The following is a 19,925-nucleotide window of genomic DNA, read 5'->3' as shown; positions in this document are numbered from 1 at the left end:
CGCCAACTCTCGGGCGCTATCAGGCAGGCACCGTCACCTTACTCGCCGGTATCCGGTGTGTGGTAGGCGAGGATGTAATTCGGCTCACCCATACGCTCGATCAGTTCGAGCTGACGCTTGAGCCAGTCGGCATGCCCTTCCTCATCCATCAGGATCTCCTCGAAGATGTGGACCGTACCCACGTCGCCCTCGTCGCGCGCCTCGATCGCGGCCTTGCCGTAGAACTGGATCGAGGCCAGCTCCTCTTTCAGATCGGCCTTGAACATGTCACCCAGCGAGTTCGAGCGCTTGGCCGACTTCGCCTCGGTCACCACCGGGTCGCCGTCCAGGAACAGGATCCGGTCGATGAACTGGCTGGCATGGCCCAATTCTTCCTGGACCTCGCCGTGCATCTTCTTCGACAGCCGATCCAGACCCCAGTCCTCGAGCACGTGGGCGTGCAGCATGTACTGATGCACCGCCGTGAGCTCCATTGAGAGTGCCTGCTGGAGATTGTCGAGCGTCTTCTGACCTTTCTTCGCCTTGGCTGCACACATGGGTGGTAGCCCTCCGTGAATTGAGTGGAAACCTCATCCGGCGTCTTGCGCGCCGGGCCTGTGCATGACCTTAGACGTCTGCAGCGATTTTGCCAGCCGACACCGCAACGAGCCGCGCCCGCGGGTCCTGGCCATAGAAACGCGACAGGTGCGCGTAGAGGCCGGCCTCGGCCTGCCACAGTTCCTCGGGCAGCCGGAAGAAATACTCGCTGAGCACGGCAAAGAACTCGGCGGGGTTGGTGGCCGCGTAGGGGTCGATCACCGGCTCATGCCCGGCCTCGACCTCGCGGTTGAGCCGGTCGAAGGCCGCCTGGAAGTCCTGCGTCCAGCGGGCGCGGTCGTGCCCCTTGCCCAACGGCGGGAAGCCGTTCTCCGCGCCATTGGCCCCGTCGATGAAGTGCGCCACCTCGTGGATCACCACGCTCATGGCCAAGTCGGGGTCGCGGCCGGCCTCGATATCGGCCCAGGAGAGCACCAGCGTGCCGTGCGACCAGGCCTCCCCGGCGCGCAGGTCGCGCACCTCGTGGACCACGCCGCTCTCGTCGACTTCCTCGTGGTCGACCTCGAAGGCATCCGGGTAGACGATCACCGATCGGATCGCGTCCAGCCACGTCAGTCCCAGCTCGAGGACCGGCAGGCAGGCGAGTGCCGCGATGCGCAGCTGCATCGCGTCCGTGAGCTCGAATGCCCCGCCGGCGTAGAACGGTCGACCGCCAAGGAATTGCGCGGCCAGCGATCGCAACCGGTCGCGCTCGTCGGTCGACAGCATCGCCAGCTCGGGTTGGTCGTCGCAGACACGCCGCCACGCCGCGGGCGGGATCTCGATCTCGCCGGCTTGCGCGCCGAACAGGCGGGCCAGCCATTGCCCCGGTGACCACCAGGGCCTCCGCCCGGACCTCAACTCGGGGCCTCGTCGGTCGACAGGCACATCTGCTCCCGGGTTTCGGGAAGAAAGTGCACCAGGCCCTCGAGCACGCCGGCGGCGTAATTGCCGTTCATGCCGAACAGTCCGCCCTGCGCCAGATAGAGCGTGTCCTCCAGCGCGCCGGCACGCACCAGTTCCCGGGCACGCGCCTTGACCGCCAGGTCGGCGTTGGCGACCAGCACACCGTTGATGTGGCTGCCCAGGGCATGCAGGTCGTTGCCCGAGTCCCCGGCGAACATCGCGCGGTGCTCGTCGAAGGCGAGATGGTGGATCAGGAATTCGATCGCGTGGAGCTTGCTGGCGCTGGTCGGCAGCACGTCGAGCAGCAACACGTCGGCCGCCTCGTCCAGCGACCAGACCAGTCGGGCATCCACGCCATTGCGCCACAGGCGGCCGTGCAGCTCGGCGTCGAGCACCTCCTGGTTCGCCTGCCGGTCGACGTAGTAGCTCGCCTTGAACGCCCCCTGCTTGGCCGCTTCTTGCGGGCGAATGGCGGAGATGTCGGCGAACATGTCGGTGACGTCGTCGTGGGTCAGCCCGTTCCAGTCCGGGGCGATCTGGTCGGTCCAGGCCGGCCAGTGGATCCAGTCGCCATCACCGTGGCCCGCCTGCGAGCGCGGCGCGTAGATGGTGGTGCCGACGTCGCCGATGATGTAGTCCGGCTGCGGCAGGGACCACTCGTCGACGCCGTCGAGCACCAGCTGCAGGTCCCGTCCCGAGACGAACACCAGTTGCACCGCCGGGTGGGCGCAGAAGCGGGCCAGCCGCGGACGCGCATCGGGGGATTCCTCCGCCCGACCGTTGGGGATCAGGGTGCGATCGAGGTCGCAGCACAGCAGGACGGGGGCAAGTTCGCTCATGATGCCACCCCGTCATTCGGCGACTCCGCGGGCAGGGCGCAGGCGCCGAAGAAATCGTAGTGCTCGATGGCCTCGAGCACGCCGCCCGGCCCTTGGGCCCGGGTGAAGATCACCCGGTCGAGATCGGTCAGGCCGGGCAGCTCCTGCGCCCCGTCGGCGGTGACCACCGCGCCGAGCGGGTTGCCGCGCAGCATGTCCTCGTCGGTGGCCACCCCGCCGGCGACCAGCAGATGATCGAGAGCGATGCCCCACTGGGTGGCGAAGTAGCGCAGCGCGAAGCCCTTGGAGGCACGCACCGGCATGGCGAGCAGCTCGTTGCGCGACAGGCGCACCAGGTTGGCGTGGATGTCGAGCTGGTGCAGCTGGTTCTCCAGCGCCTCGAAACCCGGAAAGGCATCGGTGTCGGCGATGAAGGCATGCACGGCGTGCACCCCCTGCACGGCGCGCGAACGCAGCTCCACGCCGGGCGTCTGGGCCAGCAGGTTGTAGACGCGATCCGGCTGCCAGGCGTAGCCGATGTGACGACTCCAGCCCTCGTCGCGCGACAGGCGCGGGCCATAGTGGATCTGCGTGCCGCCACGGGTGATCAGCACGTCGGGCGTGGGCACGCCCAGTTCCTTGAGCGCGGCGAGCACCTCGCGGCGCGGCCGGTCGGAGACCACCGCGAAACCCGCCTGGCGGCGATGGGCGCGCAGGGTCTCGACCAGCCGACGGCGCATCGCCGCATCGGTGGAATCGCCCAGGGCGGCCAGCTCGACCACCAGCGCCCGATCGACCTGGGTGAGCACGTGGTCCGGCAGGCTCGGACGCACGGCACGGGCCTCGCCCTCGAACAGGCCGGCCACGCGCTCGAGGTAGCTTTCGACGTGGGCATCCCAGGAATAGCACTCGCGCACGCGACGAATGCCGTTTTCCGAGTAGCGTCGCCAGCGCTCGCGATCGCCCAGCAACGCGGCGATCCGCTCGCCGATGCCCTCGGCATCCAGCGGATCGATCAGCTCGCCGTTCTCGCAGGCGGCGATGATGTCGCGCGGACCGCCATCCTCGGTCGCCAGGATGGGCGCACCGGCGGCGGCCGCCTCGATCAGCGTCAGGCCGAACGGCTCGGTCAGCGCCGGGTTGATGAACACCCCGCCGCTGCGGGTCACCAGCCGGTAGAGGTCGGGCACGTCGTCGGACTGGTGGTGGCGCGGGTAGGCGGCCACGCCATAGAGATCGTGGTAGTCGATCAGCAACAGGATATCGGTGAGCACCTTGCGCGGCCCGGCATCCATGTCGCGGATGTCGTCGCGGTTGCCGGCGATGACCACGAGGTTCGCCTGCTGGCGCAGTTCGGGGTGGGCGCCGAAGGCCTCGATCAGGGTGGCGATGTTCTTGCGCTCGTCGGGGCGCGACAGCGCCAGCACCATCGGCCGTTCGGGCTCGCGCAGGAACCGCTTGAGCTCGTCGCAGATGGGCGGGGCGAACTGCTCGGGCGGCGGCGTGAACCGCTCGAGGTTCACGCCCGGCGGGATCACCGTCATCTTCTCCGGGTCGGCCCAGTCGTAGAGTCCGTACTGCTCCTCGATCTCCTGGCCGGTGCTGACCACCACCAGGTCCGCGGCGAGCAGCACCTCTTCCTCGGCGCGAATGCGGGTGGACATGGCGTAGGTCGACTCGATGGTCGCGCTGCTCTCGCCGCGCGCCAGCAGCCGGCGACGCTTGACGCGTCCCAGCGAGTGGCCGGTATGCGCCAGCGGCACCCCGAGGTGATGGGCCAGGCGCACGCCGACGTAGCCGGCATCGGCGTAATGGCTGTGGATCAGCGCCGGCGTGACGCCCAGTTGGTCGATATGCGCCAGCGCCCCGTCGACGAAGCAGTTGAGGTAGTCCCACAGCCGTTCCTTGGGCAGGTATTCCTCCGGGCCGGCGTCGATGCGGATGATGTGGGCGTTGTCGCCCAGGTCTTCCTCGGGCTGGGCGTAGTCGGCGTCCACGCGCGGATCGACCACCCGGCGCGTGAACAAGTCGACCCGCGCGACCTCCGGGCGCCGGGCCAGCGCGCGGGCCAGTTCGACCACGTAGAGGGTCTGCCCGCCGGTGTCGGCATCACGCCCCAGTTCGAGGTTCTCGCCGCGGATCAGCCCGTGCACGCTGACCAGGCAGATATACAGTCCGTCTCGACCTCCCGTTTTCGTCATGGCGTCAGTCGTCTCCCTGTTCTCGTTGTGCCGACCCGCCGCGTCCGTTGCCGGGGGCACTGTCTTCGTCCTCGGTCAGCGCCAGCTCCACCAGACGACCGGGGTCGGCCAGCAGGTGGCGCGCCAGCAGCAGGCCGGTGGCACTCCAGACCTGGTGCAGGTTGGCCCGCCGGCCGATCAACCGACCGTGCCGACCGTCGTAGTATTCGGGCCAGTTGTCGGCCATCAGGCGGCGCTCGGCGACACGGAAGGCACGCTCGCCCAGGTCCTGGCGGTCGGCCACCAGGGCAGCGGCCACCATCGGCCAGACCAGTACCGGCCAGTTGCCGCCGTTGTGGTACGACCAGGGCACGTTCTTGGGGTCCGAGCCGGTCATCAGCCGCCACTCGGCACCGCGCACCGGCGGGTACACCAGCTTGACCGGCATCTGCCCGACGAGGTCGTCCCAGCGCTCGGTCACGGTGTGCATCAACAGGCCGCCCTGCTCGGCGGTCGCCAGCCCCGTGGTCGTCGCCAGGAAATTGCCCTGCGAGAAAAAACGGAAATCGATCCGCCCCGGGCCGAGGTTGCCGACGAAGTAACCGCCGTCGTCGGGCAGCCAGTCGGCGACCCACTCGGGGATCGACTCGGGGTAGATATTGAAGACGTTGTCGACGTCGTGACCGAACTTCTCGGTGGAGAAGCGATGCACCTCGTTGAGCACGTCGAGGTCCAGCCAGTAGTAGCGGCGCACGTAGTCGCGCAGCACGCCCCGACGACGCCGGGCCAGGTCGATCAGCCAGTGGCTGCCCTCGTCGATGGTCAGCAGGTCGGCCGCGCGCAGGGTCATGTCGAACAACGCCTGGATCTCGAGCGGATGGCCGTTGACGCCCATGCGCCGGTCGATCATGAACGAGCCGTCGGGCACCAGCAGCGTGGGGAAGACCTCGAAGCGGCTCTGCAGGCACAGGCTCAGGATCATGCGCAGCCCACGCTGGACCTCGGGGGTGTGGGCGAACGCCGTGTCGCCGGTGAAGCGCACGTAGGCGCGCAGCAGCACCGCCCACCACATCATCGAGTCCACCGGCGCGACGCGGCCGATCGCCCGGTCGCCGAAGTCGGCCGAGAGCTGCTCGCTGCCGTCGTCGAGGGTGACCACGCGGAACGAGGCCGGCAGCACGCCCGGAGCGACCTGCTGGCCCTCGAGCTCTTCCTGCTGACCGCGCATGCGCAGGATCATGGCGAGGAACTCGCGCACGACGTCCGAGCGCCCCTCCAGCAGCATCAGGAACGCCGCCGAGACGAAGTCGCGCACAAAGCAGTCGCGGTAGTTCTCCGCCGGGGCACGCGGGTCGAGGCTGGCCATGGTGCCGACCGGGTGGCCCTGGTAGCGGATCACCGCGTCGTCGAGCAGGCGGTAGGCATCGGCCAGCACCGCCGACTCGTCGGCAAACCGGGGTTGGGCGAAGCAGTGACGCGAGGCATGCAGCGGCTCGGTGGCACGACTCGATGACGGACGCTCGTTCATCCGGGGTCCTTCGGTGCGATCACGATGGAATGATCCGCGGGCGCGGCGAGCGCCCGGGCAGCAATCAAAAACTTAGCACAGGCCGGCCCGGGGCGTGGTCCGGTCCGGCGCTGGCCGTCGTTGCCCGTCGCGGACGCGTAAGGGAGGGGGGCACAAATCCGATAGCGCTCGGCATGCCTGGATCACGAGCGGCTCGACAGGCCAGAGTGGCAGCGGATTTGTGCAGACCTTCCTTAACGCAACGCGGCGAGATCGGCGGGGCAATCCACGTCGCGCACGACGCCGGGGTGCGCACAGTCGATCAACTGGCCCTCGCGGGCAGGGAAACCGCGTTCGGCCAGGTGATCGAGCCAGCCGCCCGGGCAGGCGACCGGGTGGCCGGGCTGCGAGTCGTGCACGGGGCGCACCGGGCGTCCGGCCGAACGCATGTGCTCGACCAGGTGTCGTACCTGGTCGATTGGCACCATCGGCATGTCACCGAGAAAGAACAGCACCCCGTCGGGACGCTCGTCGGCCAGCCGGTCGATCGCGCAGCGCCGACTGGCGGCCAGCCCCTCGCCGGCACACGGACAGATCACCGCCTCGGCCGGCAGGCGGGCCAGCAGCCGGTCGAGCCGCGGGTCGGGCATCTCGACCACCACCAGCACACGCTCGCAGACCGCCCGGGCCGCGGCCAGGGCATGGGCGAGCAACGGCTCGCCGCGCAGCTCGGCCCAGCGCTTGTCCGAGCCAAAGCGCTCGGCCCGCCCGGCCGCCAGCACCACGCCGACCAGATCGGGCGGGACGGCTGCCGCGTCAACGGGCATCGAGCAGGGCATCCGTGCCCACGGCCGCCGGCGTGCCGGCGCGTCGACGCTCGATGTCGCGTGCGGCGACCAGCTCGGCGGCGATCGAGACCGCGATCTCGGCCGGGGTATGCGAGCCGATATCGAGACCGGCCGGGGCACGCAGCCGAGTCGTGTCCACGCCCAGCGAGGCGAGCCGGTCGCGGCGCGCCCGGCTGGTGCCCGCCCCGCCCATCGCCGCGACGTAGAACGCCGGCGACTCGAGCGCGTCGATCAGGGCCAGGTCGTCGAGCCGGGGGTCGTGGGCCACCGCGACCACCGCCGTGCGGCCATCCAGACTGCGGGTGGCGAAGAATCGCTCCGGGGCCTCGCGGTGCAGCGGCACGCCGGCGACATGCCAGCCGATCTCGGGGCGCGGATCGCAGACGTCGACCTCGAATCCAAGCGCCCGCCCCTGCCAGGCCAGCGCCTCGGCGACCGGACCGGTGCCGATGACCGCCAACCGCCAGGCCGGGCCGAATGGCACGGCGAGCCGGCCGCCACGGCACACCGGGAATTCGGGCACGACGCCCTCGACCGGATGAAACGTCACCGCGCCGCTGGTCAGGTCGACCTCGCGCCAGACCGCCTCGCGACGCGACACGGCGGCCAGTGCCGGGCGCAGGTCGGCCGCCCGGCGCGGCCACTCGATCAGCAACGACAGGGTCCCGCCACAGGGCAGGCCCGGGTGGGTCGTGCCGTCGAAACGCCGCTCGATCGGCACGCCGAGCCGGGACGCCTCGGGGCGCCCCGCGAGCCAGTCGAGCAGCTCGTCCTCGACGCAACCGCCGGAGACCGAGCCGGCCTGCCTAGGGATTCCCTCGGGGCTCGGGCCGGCCGGATCGACGATCACCCAGAGCGAACCGGGCCGGCGCGGGGCCGACCCGTAGGTCTCGAGCACCGTGACCAGCGCCACCTCGTGGCCGGCCTCGAGGGCCTCGACCGCCAGATTCAGGGCCCCCTGACGATCGGTGGCCGGGGACGCGTTCACGCCTCCCCGTCCAGCTCGATCGGCAGCCGACGGATCGGCTTGCCGGTCAGGCTCACCAGCGCGTTGACCACGGCCGGTGCCAGCGGCGGCAGCCCCGGCTCGCCCACGCCGCCCGGCGGCTGGCCGGAATCGACGATGCCGACCTCGACCTCCGGCATCTGATCCATGCTCACCGCCGGGTAGTCGTTGAAGTTCTGCTCCTGGACCCGGCCGTTCTTGATGGTGATCTTGCCGGACAGGGCCGCGGTCAGGCCGTAGGCGATCGAGGAATGCACCTGGCGCTCGACCCCGGCCGGGTTGACCGCGATGCCGCAATCCAGCGCGCACCAGACCTTGTGCACCCGGGGCTTGCCGTCCTCGATCGAGACCTCGGCGACCTGGGCGCAGTAACTGCCGAACGACTTGGCCAACGCCACGCCGCGGGCGCGCCCCTCGGGCAACTCGCCGCCCCAGTCGGCCATCTCGGCGGCCCGCTTGAGCACGTCGACGTGCCGGGAGTCGTCCTTGAGCAGTTTCAGGCGGTACTCGACCGGATCGATCTCGGCCCGGCGCGCGAGCTCGTCGAGGAACGACTCGACGATCCAGGCGTTCTGCGAATGGCCCACCGAACGCCAGAAACCCACCGGGATGCCCGGGTCGACCTGGGCGTAGGAAACGGCGATGTTCTCGATCTGGTAGGGGTGATCCGCCGCGCCTTCGACGGCGGCCGGATCGATGCCGTCCTTGACCATGCCCGGCGCGACCCGCGACCAGATCGACGGGCCGGCGATGCGATGCACCCAGGTCACCGGCAGACCGTCGTCGTCGAGCGTGGCGGACAGCTCGTTGTAGGCGGCCGGGCGGTAGAAGTCGTGACGCACGTCGTCGGGACGCGTGTAGATCACCTTGACCGGACGACCGGCGCGCTTGGAGAGCTCGACTGCCTCGCGAACGAAGTCGGTCTCGAAACGGCGCCCGAAACCGCCGCCGAGGAAGGTGGTGTGCACCGTGACCTTGGCGGGGTCGACGCCGGCCACCTCGGCGGCCACCTTCTGCACCGAGCCGGGCGCCTGGGTCGGCACCCACAGGGTCACGCCCTCGTCGGTGACCGAGGCGGTGGCGTTCATCGGCTCCATGGTGGTGTGGGCGAGGTACGGCACGCGGTAGGTCGCCGAGTGCGTGTTCTCGTCGTTGCCGAGCGCTTCGGCACCGCGCCCCTCGGTGCGGGCCGGGCGGGCATCGGCCTTGACCCCCTCCTGGAACTGCTTGTCGACGGCCTCGTCATCCAGGTCGGCCAGCTCGCCCTCGTCCCACTCGACCGAGAGCTTCTTCCGGGCCTGGTCGGCACTCCACCAGTCGCCCGCCAGCACGGCCACGCCGTGCTCGAGTTCGATCACCTGTTCGACGCCGCTGGCCTTCTTGGCCTCGGCGGCGTCCACCGATTTCAGCTTGCCGCCGAAGACCGGGCAACGCTCGATGCTGGCCTGCAGCAGGCCGTCGGGGCGGGCGTCGATACCGAAGTCCGCCTGGCCACTGACCTTCTGCGGGGTATCCAGGCGCTTGGTCGGCTTGCCGATGATGCGGAAATCTTCGCGGTCCTTGGTGAAGACCTCTTCGGGCGGCTCGAGCTGGGCGGCATCGGCGACCAGGTCCTTGTACTCGACCTGGCGGCCGGTGGCGGTGTGCACCACTACGCCCGGCTCGGTGCGCAACTCGGAGAGCGGCACGCCCCAGCGGTTGGCCGCGGCCTGCATCAGCATCTCGCGGGTGGCCGCACCCACCTCGCGCAGCTTGGTGTAAAAGCCGCGCACGGTGGCACTGCCGCCGGTGACCTGGCTGCCCAGCGCCGGGTTGGCGTAGGCCTCGTCGGCCGGGGCGAATCGCGTGTCGAACTCGCCCCAGGGCAGGTCGAGTTCCTCGGCGATCATCATCGGGATCACCGTCATCGCCCCCTGACCCATCTCGGAGCCCGAGACGGTCAGCATCGTCCGGCCATCCGGGTGCATCTCGATCCAGGCGTTGGGCTCGAACACGCCGGCCGAGCCGGAGTTGCCGCCCTCGCCGTCGGCGGCCATGGCCGACTCGGGCGCACCGAGGCGGAAACCGACCAGCAACCCGCCACCGACCGCGGCGGAAACCTTCAGAAACTGTCTGCGGGTAGTCATGCCGACACCTCCTCGCCGTCACGGCCGGCCATCTTTGCCGCCGCGGCGTGCTTGATCGCCGCACGGATCTGGTTGTAGGTGCCGCAACGGCAGAGATTGCCCTTCATCGCCCGGTCGATGTCCTCGTCGGAGGGATCGGGGTTGTCGGCCAGCAGGGCCGCGGCCTGCATGATCTGGCCGGACTGGCAGTAGCCGCACTGCGGGGCATCCTCGGCCACCCAGGCCAGTTGCACCGGGTGATCGCCGGCCGAGGAGAGCCCCTCGATGGTGGTGATCTCCTTGCCGTCGGCGGAGGCCACCGGGGTGATGCAGGAGCGGGTCGCCTCGCCATCGACGTGGACGGTGCAGGCACCGCACAGCCCAGCACCACAGCCGAACTTGGTGCCCGTCAGGCCGACGTAGTCACGAATGGCCCACAGCAGGGGCATGTCATCGGCGACCTCGAGGGTCACGGGTCGCCCGTTGATGGTGAGTGTTGCCACGGCGGTTCTCCTTGGTCGATCGCAGAGTCGGAAATCGCCCCGGGAGAGGGGCGATCGAAACGTGCCAAGGAGCCTAGACCGTGATTGGCCAGCCGCAATATGTTTTGCCGAACCGATCGGGCATGACCGGCCGGCTCAAGGGGGTCGCGCTCAACTGCGGTCGGTGATCAGGCCGTCGGCGATGTGCAGGGTGCGGTCCATGCGGGCGGCGAGCTCCAGATCGTGGGTGACCAGGACGATGGCGCTGCCCATGGCCTGGTTGAGCTCGAGCATGGCCTCGAACACCGCCTCGGTGCTGCGGGTATCGAGGTTGCCGGTGGGCTCGTCGGCCAGCACCACCTCCGGGCGGGTGACCAGCGCCCGGGCGATGGCGACGCGCTGGCGCTCGCCGCCCGAGAGCTCGCCGGGTCGATGGTCGAGCCGGTGCCCCAGCCCGACGCGCTCGAGCAGGGCGCGCGCCTTCGATTCGGCCGCCTCGCGCGGTTCGCGGCGGATGATCAACGGCATGGCGACGTTGGTCAGTGCCGAGAACTCCGGCAACAGGTGATGGGCCTGATAGACGAAGCCCAGGTGACGGTTGCGCAACAGGCCTCGACGACGTTCGCCCAGCGCCGAGAAACGCTGGCCGGCAAGCCAGACCTCGCCGCCGGTGGGCTGGTCGAGGCCGGCCAGCAACGAGAGCAGGCTCGACTTACCCGCCCCCGAGGCGCCGACGATCGCGACCCGCTCGCCGGCATGGATGGCCAGATCGATGCCGCGCAGCACCTCGACGTTGAGGCTGCCCTCGCGAAAGGTGCGGGTCAGCCCGGTCGCCTCGAGGACCGGGCGCGGCGTGCGGTTCGACTCACTCATATCTCAGCGTCTCGGTCATTCGTAGCGCAGCGCTTGGGCCGGTTGTACACGGGAGGCCCGCCATGCCGGGTAGAGCGTGGCGAGGAACGAAAGCGCGAAGGCCATCAGGCCGATCAGGCCCACGTCGCCCCAGTCGAGTCGCGAGGGCACCTCGCTGATGTAGTAGACGTCCGCGGGCATGAACTGGGTGCCGGCGAGGTTCTCGATCCAGGGCACGATCACGTCGATGTTCTCGGCGATGAGCACGCCCACGCCCACGCCCACCAGCGTGCCGATCAGGCCGATCACCACGCCGGTGATGATGAAGATCATCATGATCGACCCGGGACTGGCGCCGAGCGTGCGCAGGATGGCGATGTCGCCCTGCTTGTCGGTGACCAGCATCACCAGCGTCGAGACGATATTGAACGCCGCCACCGCCACGATCAGCGACAGGATGATGAACATCACCGTGCGCTCGATCTGGATGGCGCGGAAGAAGTTGGCGTTCGACTGGGTCCAGTCCTGCGCCACGTACGGGTAGCCCAGCTGCTGGTTGAGGTCCCGCGCCACGGCCGGCGCAGTGAATATGTCGTCGAGCTTCAGGCGCAGCCCGGAGACGCCGTCGCCGGTGCGGAACAGGGCCTGGGCGTCGGCCAGGTGGATCATGGCCGTGCCGCGGTCGTACTCGTACATGCCCACCTCGAACAGGCCCACGACGGTAAAGCGCCGCTGGCGCAGCATGCCGCCGACCGGCGTGACGGCGACGTCGGCGCTGATCAGCATCAGCCGGTCGCCCACCTCGACGCCCAGCGAGCGGGCCAGCGCCGAGCCCAGCACGATGCCGAACTCGCCGGCCTCCAGTGCGGCGAGCTCGCCTTCCTTGATGTGCGCGCCGATGTCGGTGACCGGGGCCTCGCGTGCCGGGTCGATGCCGCGGATGATCGCCCCGGAGACCTCCGAGGCGGCCGAGAGCATGCCCTCCGCCTGCACGTAGGGCGCGACCGCCTGTACCGACGGATGGCGCTCGATTCTCTCGGCGACTGACGGCCAGTCACCCAGCGCCTCGCCACGCTCGCTGACGGTGACGTGCGCGGTCATGCCGAGGATGCGCTCGCGCAGCTCGTCCTGAAAGCCGTTCATCACCGAGATCACCACGATCAGGGCGGTCACGCCGAGGGTGATGCCGATGATCGAGGTGGCCGAGATGAACGACACGAAGCGATTGCGTCGTTTGGCGCGCGTGTAGCGCAGCCCGATCATCCATTCGAATGTCCGCCGCATGCAGACCCCTGATGTGCTGTGGGTGGATATACGTCAAACGGCCGACCGTGATCGGCCCGGCACGGCCATCCCGGCCACGGGCCATTTCGACCACGAAACCGCCGATTGGTGCCCAGGTGCCGGAACCAGAGTCTAACCCGCGCCGCCGGTCATCCCGCTTGCAGCCAACGGCGGCCTGGCGCAGACTAGCGGCAATCGCACCGCGCGGGCCGCCGGAGCCACGCCCGGCAGGCCTGGGGCCCTCCGAGCCACTCGGCGCGACAGCAGATCATTCAGGGAACGAGTCATCAATGCAAGACAAGGAGCCGACCATGACCCCGCTGACGCAACTCGCCCGGCCGCTGGCCGTCGCCCTGCTGGCGATCGCCGGCATCCTGGCCGCCGGCCCGACCCTCGCCCAGAGCGACGGCGAGTCGGCCTCGGTCCACGGCCTGACCCAGGAGCAGGTCATCGCGCGTTTCGGCGAGCCGGAGCGTCGCCACGCCCCCGTACCCGCCACCGGCGAGCATCCCACGCCGCCGATCACGCGCTGGGACTACGCCGACTTCAGCATCTTCTTCGAAAAGCGCATCGCGCTGCATCGCGTCGAACACGGGAAATTCCCGCCGCAGTGACTACACTCGCGGGACGGTACTCGATACCCCGTTAACCCGTTCAACCGGAGGATGCAGAGATGACCGCCAACGTGGGAATGATCGACAAGTGGTTGCGCATCGTGGTCGGCGTCGCGCTGATCGCCCTGGCGCTGTTCGACGTGATCGGCTGGTGGGGCTATATCGGCATCATTCCGCTGGCCACCGGCGTGATCAACTTCTGCCCGGTCTACAAGCTGATCGGCATGAACACGCGCGGCGCCGGCCAGGGCAAGTCCGGAGACGGCCCCGCCTGACCACCCGCCCACGGCGCGGTCAAGCCGCGGCGCGGGAACCTCGAGCTACATCGAGGATCTCAGAAAAACCGATTCGGGAAACCGTCCCGGTAAAACGGATCTGCTTGCGCCCCGCTCCCCCGGCCTGCCCGGGTGGTCCGGGGCGTTCCCATGTCTGCTCACCCCGACGCTGACCATGGCCCCCATCGCACGCCCCGCACATCACTGGCGATTCGGACTGCTGCTCCTGCTGGCTGCGGCCGGCACCCCGTTGGCGGCGCCCACCGTGGCGACCGAGCACGAATTGCCGGCGGGCATCGACGAGGCATCCGGCCTGACGCTGTCCGTCCAGCACGAGCGCCTGCTCTGGACGCACAACGACAACATCAACGACCCCGGCTCCAGCGAGCGCGTCACCCCGCGGGTGCACGGCATCGACCCCGAGGGGCGTCAACGCCTGAGCCTGGAACTCGAGGGACTGGTACAGCGCGACTGGGAGGCGATCGAGAGCATCCGTCTCGACGACTCGAGCAGCCTGGTCGTCGCCGACACCGGCGACAACCGCGACAGCTGGCCCGATTACGTGCTGTGGTTCGTCGACGAGCCGGCCGAGCTGCCGCCCTCGGCACAGGAGCAACGCACCACGCCCAGTCACCTGCTGCGCTTTCGCTACCCCGACGGCTCGGCGGACACCGAGGCCATGGTGGTCGACCGCCGGGGCGGCCAGATCCTGTTGCTCACCAAGCGAGAGGACCCGCCGCGGCTGTTTTCCCTGCCGCTGGCGGCCCGTCAGCCGTTCGCCGAGGAGGGCAGCCCGCGCCAGCGACTCGAGCGCGCCACGGTGCACGAGGCCCGCCTGATCGGCCCGATGGGTGGTCTGGTGCCCACCGATCCGATCAACTGGCTGCTCTCGCCATTGACCGGCCGCCAGACCAGCCTGCCCACCGGGATGACCCTCTCGTCCGACAACCGCCTGCTGGCCGTACTGACCTACTCCTCGCTGTACTTCTTCCGCCGCGACGTGGGCGAGCGTTGGGCCGAGGCGATTCGCCGCCCGGTCGCCTCGCGCTCGCTGCCGCGCATCGACCAGTGGGAGGGCATTGCCTTCGACCGGGAGGCCCGATCATTGACCATCGTGCGCGAAGGCACCGGCGCGGGCACCCTGCTCCACCTGGAGGTGCCCGAGGCGGCTCGGGTGGCGGCCACCCCGCGCTCAGCCGACGCGCGGGGACGTGACTGAATGCCGATCCGAGGGAGGCGACCATGACAGACACCATCCGACGACACGTGCACGTGAGTGGACGCGTGCAGGGCGTGTTCTTCCGCGACTTCACCCGCCAGCAGGCCGAGGCGCTGGGCGTGGCCGGCTGGGTGCGCAATCTCGACGACGGCCGGGTCGAAGCGGTCCTGGAAGGCGACGCGGACGTGATATCGACCATGCTGGAGAGGCTGCGCGACGGCCCCAGGCACGCGCGGGTGACCGACCTCGCGGTACGCGAGGAACCGGTCGAGGGCCTCACGAGCTTTGCCGTGACCGGCTGACGAGCCGCGTTGTTCAGCCGGCGAGACGCGCCCCGGCGAGCATCAGCTGGTAGACACCAAAGGCGACCACCATGCCGCCGGCGACCCGACGCACCCATGGCCGACGCACGAATGCCGACAACTGCCCGGCGAACGCCCCCATCGCCAGCAGGTTCGGCAAGGTCCCCAATCCGAACCCGAGCATGAGCAGCGCCCCCTGTAACGGTCCGCCCGCCGACAGCGCCCAGATCAGCACGCTGTAAACCAGCCCGCAGGGCAGCCACCCCCAGACCAGCCCCAGCCCGAAGGCCTGACCGGGCGATCTCACCGGCATCAATCGCCGGCCGACCGGCTCGATGTAGCGCCACAGGCGCGAGCCGAACCGCTCGATCCGCGTCAACCCGAACCACCAGCCGCCGACGTACAGCCCCATCATCACCATGAACAGCCCGGCAATCGCCAGCAGCACCAGCTGCGCCTGCTGCATCGGCACCAGCGACAGTCCCAGCAGTCCGACCGTCCCGGCAATCGCCCCGGCCACCGTGTAGGAGGTGATCCGGGCGAGGTTGTAGGCGAGCAGGTAAGGAAACAGCCGCGAGGCCCGCTCGCGCGTCTCGGCGGGCAGGCCGAAGGTCAGCGCCCCCACGATCCCGCCACACATGCCGACGCAGTGCACGCCGCCGAAAAACCCGACGGCCAGGGCGGCGAAGAAGCTGACGTTTTCCGGCATGGAGCAACCTCTGCGTGAGTGCGTGTGCGGCCCGGCCATCAAGCGGCTTTTGGTGACCGCACGAGACGTGGCGATACGGGACGTGACAATCCAACCCACGGCATCTCGTACAATGGGTCGGATGAGTCATCCCGTCGACAGCGCCGATCCGGCGAGCATTCTCGCGTATATCAACGCCAATCGCGATCACCTGGCCCTGCGTCATCTGCCACAGATCGACCGGCAGCTGCGCCGGCTGGAGGAGGGCACGCCCGACGAGGCCGCCCTGCACCGCCTGCTCGATCGCGTGACGGCCGCCGCCGACGAGGTCGCCGCGCGCGAGGCGCTCGCGATCGACATCGCCTACCCCGAGAGTCTGCCGGTCTCCGGGGCGCGCGAGGCGATCCTGGCGGCCATCCAGTCTCACCCGGTCACCATCATTGCCGGCGAGACCGGCTCGGGCAAGACCACCCAGATCCCCAAGATGCTGCTCGAACTGGGCTACGGCCGCCGCGGGCTGATCGGCCACACCCAGCCACGGCGGATCGCGGCGCGCAACGTCGCCCGGCGGCTGGCCGAGGAGCTCGACGAGGGGCCGCACGGGGGCGACGGGCGCACGGCGGTCGGCTACAAGGTGCGCTTCTCCGACCAGACGCGACCGGACTCGCGCGTCGCGGTGATGACCGACGGCCTCCTGCTCGCCGAGTTGCAGCACGACCGCGACCTGCTGCGCTACGACGCGCTCATCATCGACGAGGCCCACGAGCGCAGCCTCAACATCGACTTCCTGCTGGGCGTGATGAAGCGCCTGCTCGCGCGCCGGCCGGACTTCCGACTGATCATCACCTCGGCGACCATCGATCCCGAGCGCTTCGCCGAGCATTTTGCCGACGGGGAAAACGGCCGCCCGCCGATCATCTCGGTGAGCGGGCGCGGCTACCCCGTGGAGGTGCGCTACCGCCCGCCCGAGGCCGACCGCGACGAGGAGCTGGGTTCCACCATTGCCCGCGGCGTGATGCACGCGGTCGACGAGCTGGTCCACGAGGGCCCCGGCGACATCCTGGTGTTCCTGCCCGGCGAACGCGAGATCCGCGAGACCGAGCGTCAGCTCTCGCGTCACGGTCTCAGGAACACCGAGATCCTGCCCTTGTACGCGCGCCTGTCGGCCGCCGACCAGCAGCGGGTGTTCGCCCCGCACGCCGGACGACGCATCGTGCTGTCGACCAACGTCGCCGAGACCTCGCTGACCGTGCCGGGCATCCACTACGTGATCGACTCGGGGGTGGCGCGCATCAGCCGCTACCACCCGCGGGCACGCCTGCAGAAGCTTGGCATCGAACCGATCTCGCAGGCCTCGGCCAACCAGCGCGCCGGGCGCTGCGGCCGGATCGCCCCGGGCGTGTGCATCCGCCTGTTCGAGGAAGAGGACTTCGAGTCGCGCCCGGCCTTCACCGATCCCGAGATCCTGCGGAGCAACCTCGCCTCGGTGCTGTTGCAGCTCGATTCGTTGAAGCTGGGCCGGGCCGAGGAGTTTCCGTTCATCGAACCGCCGGAGCCCCGCCAGCTGGCCTCGGCGCGCAAGCACCTGTTCGAGTTGCGCGCGCTCGACGAGCAGGGCCGACTGACCGACATCGGTCGCCGCCTGTCGCGCCTGCCGATCGACCCGACCCTGGGCCGGATGATCGTGGCGGCCCGCGAGCACGGCGACCGGGCCACCGAGGACATGCTGGTGGTCGCCGCCTTCCTCGCCATCCAGGACCCGCGCGAGCGCCCGTCCGAGGCGCGGGGCGCGGCCGATGCCGCCCACCGCGAATTCGCCCTGGCCGACTCCGACTTCGCCAGCGCGCTCGCGCTCTGGTCGGCCTGGCACGAGGTGCGCCGCCACAAGAGCCGCCGCCAGGCACGCCAGTGGGCAATCAAGCGCTACCTCAACGCCAACCGCCTGACCGAGTGGCACGATCTGGTCGGCCAGCTACGCGGCTCGGTCGACGAGATGTTCCGCATCCGCCTGCCGGAGTTCGAGCCGATCGTGATGCCCGACAAGCCCGAGGAGGGCGAGAAGCAGAAGATCCCCGGCGCGTTGGCCGGGCGCATCGAGCAGCTCCATCAGGCCGCGCTCGCCGGGCTGCTCGACCAGGTGGGCATGCGTGATCCCGCCCCCCCGAAGAGCTACCAGCAAGCCGCCGGTGATCATCGCGGCAAGAAGCGCCGCGCGCCGACGGTGTACCTCGGCGCGCACAACCGCCGCTTCTATCTGTTCCCCGGCTCGGTGACCGTCAAGGCGCAACCCAAGTGGATGGTGGCCGCCGAGATCGTCGAGACCTCCAAGGTGTTCGCGCGGATGAACGCGCCCATCAACCCGCGCTGGCTCGAACCGATGGCCGACCACCTGGTGACCCACGAGCACAACGAGCCCACCTGGGACCCGAAATCCGGCCGGGTGACCGCCTTCGAGACCGTGCGCCTGTTCGGCCTGCCGATCGTCACCAAGCGACGTGTCGACTTCGGCGCGATCGACCCGGTCGCCGCCCGCGACGTCTTCATCCGCCGGGCCCTGGTCGAGGGGGATTTCGAGTCGGCCCAGCCGTTCTGGCAACACAACCAGGCACTGATCGAGGAAATCCGCACACTCGAGGCCAAGCTGCGCCGCCCGGCCTTCCTGGTCGACGACCAGGCGCTCTACGACTTCTACCAGGCCCGCATCCCGGCCGAGGTCACCGACGCCCGCAAGCTCAATCACTGGATCAAGGACGACCGCGCCGCGGCCGCACAACTGGAACTGACCCGCGACGATCTGCTGGCCACCGAGCCCGACGACCGCCGCCTGTCCGAGCTGCCCGATCACTGGCAGGCGGGCCGCTATCGCCTCAAGCTCTCGTATCACTTCGCCCCCGGCGAGCCGGACGACGGCGTGAGCCTGCACGTGCCGCTCGGCCTGCTCAACCGCATCGACATCCCGCCGACCACGCACCTGGTGCCGGGCCTGCGGCGCGAGAAGATCGAGGCGATGATCCGGGCGCTGCCCAAGGCCGAACGTCGCCATTTCGTGCCGGCCCCGAGCTTTGCCGAGGCGGTCGAGGAACGCATCGCCGACACCGACATCTCGCTCGCGCAGGCCGTGGCCGACGAGCTGCGCCGCATGACCGGCCACGAGGTCGACCCCGCGCTGCTCGACGAGCAGAAGCTCCCCGAGCACCTGCGCATGCGCTTCGTGGCCGTCGACGAGGACGGCGAGCCGGTCGACGCCGACCGCGACCTCAATGCCCTGCGCGGCCGGCAGGCGCAACGCGCGCAGGAGGCGTTCAACCAGCGCAGCAAGCATCGCCTCGAGGATCACCAGGCGACCGAATGGGATTTCGACGAGCTGCCGGAAACCCTCACCATCGAGAGTGCCGGGGCACAGGTGGAGGCCCACCCGGCGTTGGTGGATCGCGGCGATCACGTCGCGATCGAGCTGATCGACGACCCCGAGCGCGCCCGGCTGGTGCACGAGGCCGGCGTGGTCCGGCTGATGCTGCTGAATCGCGCCCAGATGGTCCGCCAGGCCGAGTCCGACCTGCGCGGTGATCGCACGCTCGATACCGTGCGCCTGCACTACAGCCGGCTGAAGTCGCCGCGGCCGGTCCCGACCGAGGGCATGCAGCCACCCCGGCGGGCCGATCGCGCCTTCGACCAGGAACTGATCTTCCGCGCGGCCTGGGAACTGGCGGTCGCCGGCGAGCCGCCGGTGCGTGACCCGGACACCTTCCGCCAGCGCCTGGCCCGACTGGATGGCGAGCTGCCGCAACGGGCGATGGCACTGGCCCAGCAGATACGCACGATCCTCGAGCAGCAGCACCGCCTGCGTCGCCAGCTGGGCGGGCGGCTGCCGCTGTCGGTGATCGAGGCGGCCAAGGAGATCGGCGACCAGATCGACCTGCTGGTCCACCCCGGCCTGATCTGGCTGGCGAGCAGCGAGCGGCTTGCCGCCCTGCCGCGTTACCTCGAGGGCGCCGAGAAGCGCCTGGAGAAGACCGAGCGCCAGCCCGAGCGCGACCGGATGCTGCGCGTGCCGTTCGCGCCGCTGGCCGAGCAGGTGAGAACCCGGCTGCTCAAGGGCACCCCGGGCCTGGTCGACTGGCAGCGGCGCGAGGCGCTGCTCGAGCTACTCGAGGGGCACCGCCTGGCCGTGTTCGCCCAGGAACTGGCGGGCAAGGGCGCGCCCAAGGCCAAGGACGTGGAAGCCGCGCTGCAGGCGCAGTGAAACGCGAAACCGGCCGCGCG

At 69.7% G+C, this 19,925-nt stretch carries 17 protein-coding genes; 5 read left to right on the top strand and 12 right to left on the bottom strand.

The window, feature by feature from the left end; translation table 11 throughout:
• Positions 1 to 38 precede the first annotated feature (38 nt).
• The 11 genes from LV475_RS05930 to LV475_RS05880 all read right to left on the bottom strand — a co-directional run bounded on the left by LV475_RS05930 (position 39) and on the right by LV475_RS05880 (position 12,564).
• A complete protein-coding gene (locus tag LV475_RS05930) occupies positions 39 to 536 on the bottom strand; it encodes a bacterioferritin (protein ID WP_136867993.1) in 498 nt (165 codons plus the stop codon).
• Between the two features lie 70 nt (positions 537 to 606).
• Positions 607 to 1,437, bottom strand: a complete 831-nt coding sequence (locus LV475_RS05925) for a M90 family metallopeptidase (RefSeq protein WP_169303688.1) — start codon at positions 1,435 to 1,437, stop codon at positions 607 to 609.
• Positions 1,434 to 2,321, bottom strand: a complete 888-nt coding sequence (locus tag LV475_RS05920; protein ID WP_136867991.1) for an HAD-IIB family hydrolase — start codon at positions 2,319 to 2,321, stop codon at positions 1,434 to 1,436. Before LV475_RS05920 ends, LV475_RS05925 begins: the two co-directional genes overlap by 4 nt.
• A complete protein-coding gene (locus LV475_RS05915) occupies positions 2,318 to 4,501 on the bottom strand; it encodes an HAD family hydrolase (protein WP_136867990.1) in 2,184 nt (727 codons plus the stop codon). Before LV475_RS05915 ends, LV475_RS05920 begins: the two co-directional genes overlap by 4 nt.
• A gap of 4 nt (positions 4,502 to 4,505) precedes the next feature.
• Entirely contained in the window at positions 4,506 to 6,008 is a 1,503-nt protein-coding gene (locus tag LV475_RS05910) for a glycoside hydrolase 100 family protein (protein ID WP_136867989.1), read from the bottom strand.
• 233 nt (positions 6,009 to 6,241) lie between these two features.
• Entirely contained in the window at positions 6,242 to 6,814 is a 573-nt protein-coding gene (locus LV475_RS05905; RefSeq protein ID WP_250105928.1) for a nucleotidyltransferase family protein, read from the bottom strand.
• Complete coding sequence (locus tag LV475_RS05900) at positions 6,804 to 7,823, bottom strand: XdhC family protein (protein ID WP_250105927.1); 1,020 nt, start codon at positions 7,821 to 7,823, stop codon at positions 6,804 to 6,806. Before LV475_RS05900 ends, LV475_RS05905 begins: the two co-directional genes overlap by 11 nt.
• Complete coding sequence (locus LV475_RS05895; protein ID WP_250105926.1) at positions 7,820 to 9,967, bottom strand: xanthine dehydrogenase family protein molybdopterin-binding subunit; 2,148 nt, start codon at positions 9,965 to 9,967, stop codon at positions 7,820 to 7,822. The genes LV475_RS05900 and LV475_RS05895 overlap by 4 nt, the downstream gene beginning before the upstream one ends.
• The gene (locus tag LV475_RS05890; RefSeq protein ID WP_136866779.1) at positions 9,964 to 10,449 is read right to left on the bottom strand and encodes a (2Fe-2S)-binding protein; all 486 of its coding nucleotides are present in this window, start codon (positions 10,447 to 10,449) and stop codon (positions 9,964 to 9,966) included. Before LV475_RS05890 ends, LV475_RS05895 begins: the two co-directional genes overlap by 4 nt.
• A 150-nt stretch (positions 10,450 to 10,599) precedes the next feature.
• Positions 10,600 to 11,301, bottom strand: coding sequence for an ABC transporter ATP-binding protein (locus LV475_RS05885; protein ID WP_250105925.1), 702 nt, complete (start codon positions 11,299 to 11,301; stop codon positions 10,600 to 10,602).
• Positions 11,302 to 11,316: 15 nt separating this feature from the next.
• Positions 11,317 to 12,564 (bottom strand): lipoprotein-releasing ABC transporter permease subunit, encoded by a 1,248-nt coding sequence (locus LV475_RS05880; protein ID WP_250105924.1) that lies wholly within the window; start codon positions 12,562 to 12,564, stop codon positions 11,317 to 11,319.
• A 290-nt stretch (positions 12,565 to 12,854) separates the two neighbouring features.
• Here LV475_RS05880 and LV475_RS05875 point away from each other — a divergent pair, with 290 nt between their 5' ends.
• The 4 genes from LV475_RS05875 (at position 12,855) to LV475_RS05860 (ending at position 14,974) form a co-directional block, all read left to right on the top strand.
• Positions 12,855 to 13,178 (top strand): hypothetical protein, encoded by a 324-nt coding sequence (locus LV475_RS05875; RefSeq protein WP_250105923.1) that lies wholly within the window; start codon positions 12,855 to 12,857, stop codon positions 13,176 to 13,178.
• Positions 13,179 to 13,237: 59 nt separating this feature from the next.
• On the top strand, positions 13,238 to 13,453 hold the full coding sequence (locus LV475_RS05870) for a YgaP family membrane protein (protein WP_136866782.1): 216 nt from the start codon (positions 13,238 to 13,240) through the stop codon (positions 13,451 to 13,453).
• 175 nt (positions 13,454 to 13,628) lie between these two features.
• Positions 13,629 to 14,672 (top strand): hypothetical protein, encoded by a 1,044-nt coding sequence (locus tag LV475_RS05865; protein ID WP_136866783.1) that lies wholly within the window; start codon positions 13,629 to 13,631, stop codon positions 14,670 to 14,672.
• 23 nt (positions 14,673 to 14,695) lie between these two features.
• Complete coding sequence (locus tag LV475_RS05860) at positions 14,696 to 14,974, top strand: acylphosphatase (protein WP_136866784.1); 279 nt, start codon at positions 14,696 to 14,698, stop codon at positions 14,972 to 14,974.
• Positions 14,975 to 14,987: 13 nt separating this feature from the next.
• Here the strand turns inward: LV475_RS05860 and LV475_RS05855 are convergent, their stop codons facing one another.
• Entirely contained in the window at positions 14,988 to 15,683 is a 696-nt protein-coding gene (locus tag LV475_RS05855) for a sulfite exporter TauE/SafE family protein (protein ID WP_136866785.1), read from the bottom strand.
• Positions 15,684 to 15,804: 121 nt separating this feature from the next.
• Here LV475_RS05855 and hrpA point away from each other — a divergent pair, with 121 nt between their 5' ends.
• Positions 15,805 to 19,905, top strand: a complete 4,101-nt coding sequence (gene hrpA, locus LV475_RS05850) for an ATP-dependent RNA helicase HrpA (RefSeq protein ID WP_250105922.1) — start codon at positions 15,805 to 15,807, stop codon at positions 19,903 to 19,905.
• Positions 19,906 to 19,925 lie beyond the last annotated feature (20 nt).

Origin of the sequence: Guyparkeria hydrothermalis (assembly GCF_023555375.1) — a bacterium.
GTDB classification, from domain to species: Bacteria; Pseudomonadota; Gammaproteobacteria; order Halothiobacillales; family Halothiobacillaceae; genus Guyparkeria; species Guyparkeria hydrothermalis.
The sequence above is the reverse complement of the archived record's forward strand: the minus strand, read 5'-3'. Positions and strand labels throughout refer to the sequence as shown.

Excerpts from the sequence above, each read along its gene's own strand:
- LV475_RS05895 (WP_250105926.1), bottom strand. The coding sequence starts at position 9,967 with ATGACTACCCGCAGACAGTTTCTGAAGGTTTCCGCCGCGGTCGGTGGC.
- LV475_RS05880 (WP_250105924.1), bottom strand. The coding sequence starts at position 12,564 with ATGCGGCGGACATTCGAATGGATGATCGGGCTGCGCTACACGCGCGCC.
- LV475_RS05865 (WP_136866783.1), top strand. The coding sequence starts at position 13,629 with ATGGCCCCCATCGCACGCCCCGCACATCACTGGCGATTCGGACTGCTG.
- LV475_RS05875 (WP_250105923.1), top strand. The coding sequence starts at position 12,855 with ATGCAAGACAAGGAGCCGACCATGACCCCGCTGACGCAACTCGCCCGG.
- LV475_RS05915 (WP_136867990.1), bottom strand. The coding sequence starts at position 4,501 with ATGACGAAAACGGGAGGTCGAGACGGACTGTATATCTGCCTGGTCAGC.
- LV475_RS05860 (WP_136866784.1), top strand. The coding sequence starts at position 14,696 with ATGACAGACACCATCCGACGACACGTGCACGTGAGTGGACGCGTGCAG.
- LV475_RS05905 (WP_250105928.1), bottom strand. The coding sequence starts at position 6,814 with ATGCCCGTTGACGCGGCAGCCGTCCCGCCCGATCTGGTCGGCGTGGTG.
- LV475_RS05870 (WP_136866782.1), top strand. The coding sequence starts at position 13,238 with ATGACCGCCAACGTGGGAATGATCGACAAGTGGTTGCGCATCGTGGTC.
- LV475_RS05910 (WP_136867989.1), bottom strand. The coding sequence starts at position 6,008 with ATGAACGAGCGTCCGTCATCGAGTCGTGCCACCGAGCCGCTGCATGCC.
- LV475_RS05855 (WP_136866785.1), bottom strand. The coding sequence starts at position 15,683 with ATGCCGGAAAACGTCAGCTTCTTCGCCGCCCTGGCCGTCGGGTTTTTC.
- LV475_RS05920 (WP_136867991.1), bottom strand. The coding sequence starts at position 2,321 with ATGAGCGAACTTGCCCCCGTCCTGCTGTGCTGCGACCTCGATCGCACC.
- LV475_RS05885 (WP_250105925.1), bottom strand. The coding sequence starts at position 11,301 with ATGAGTGAGTCGAACCGCACGCCGCGCCCGGTCCTCGAGGCGACCGGG.
- LV475_RS05930 (WP_136867993.1), bottom strand. The coding sequence starts at position 536 with ATGTGTGCAGCCAAGGCGAAGAAAGGTCAGAAGACGCTCGACAATCTC.
- hrpA (WP_250105922.1), top strand. The coding sequence starts at position 15,805 with ATGAGTCATCCCGTCGACAGCGCCGATCCGGCGAGCATTCTCGCGTAT.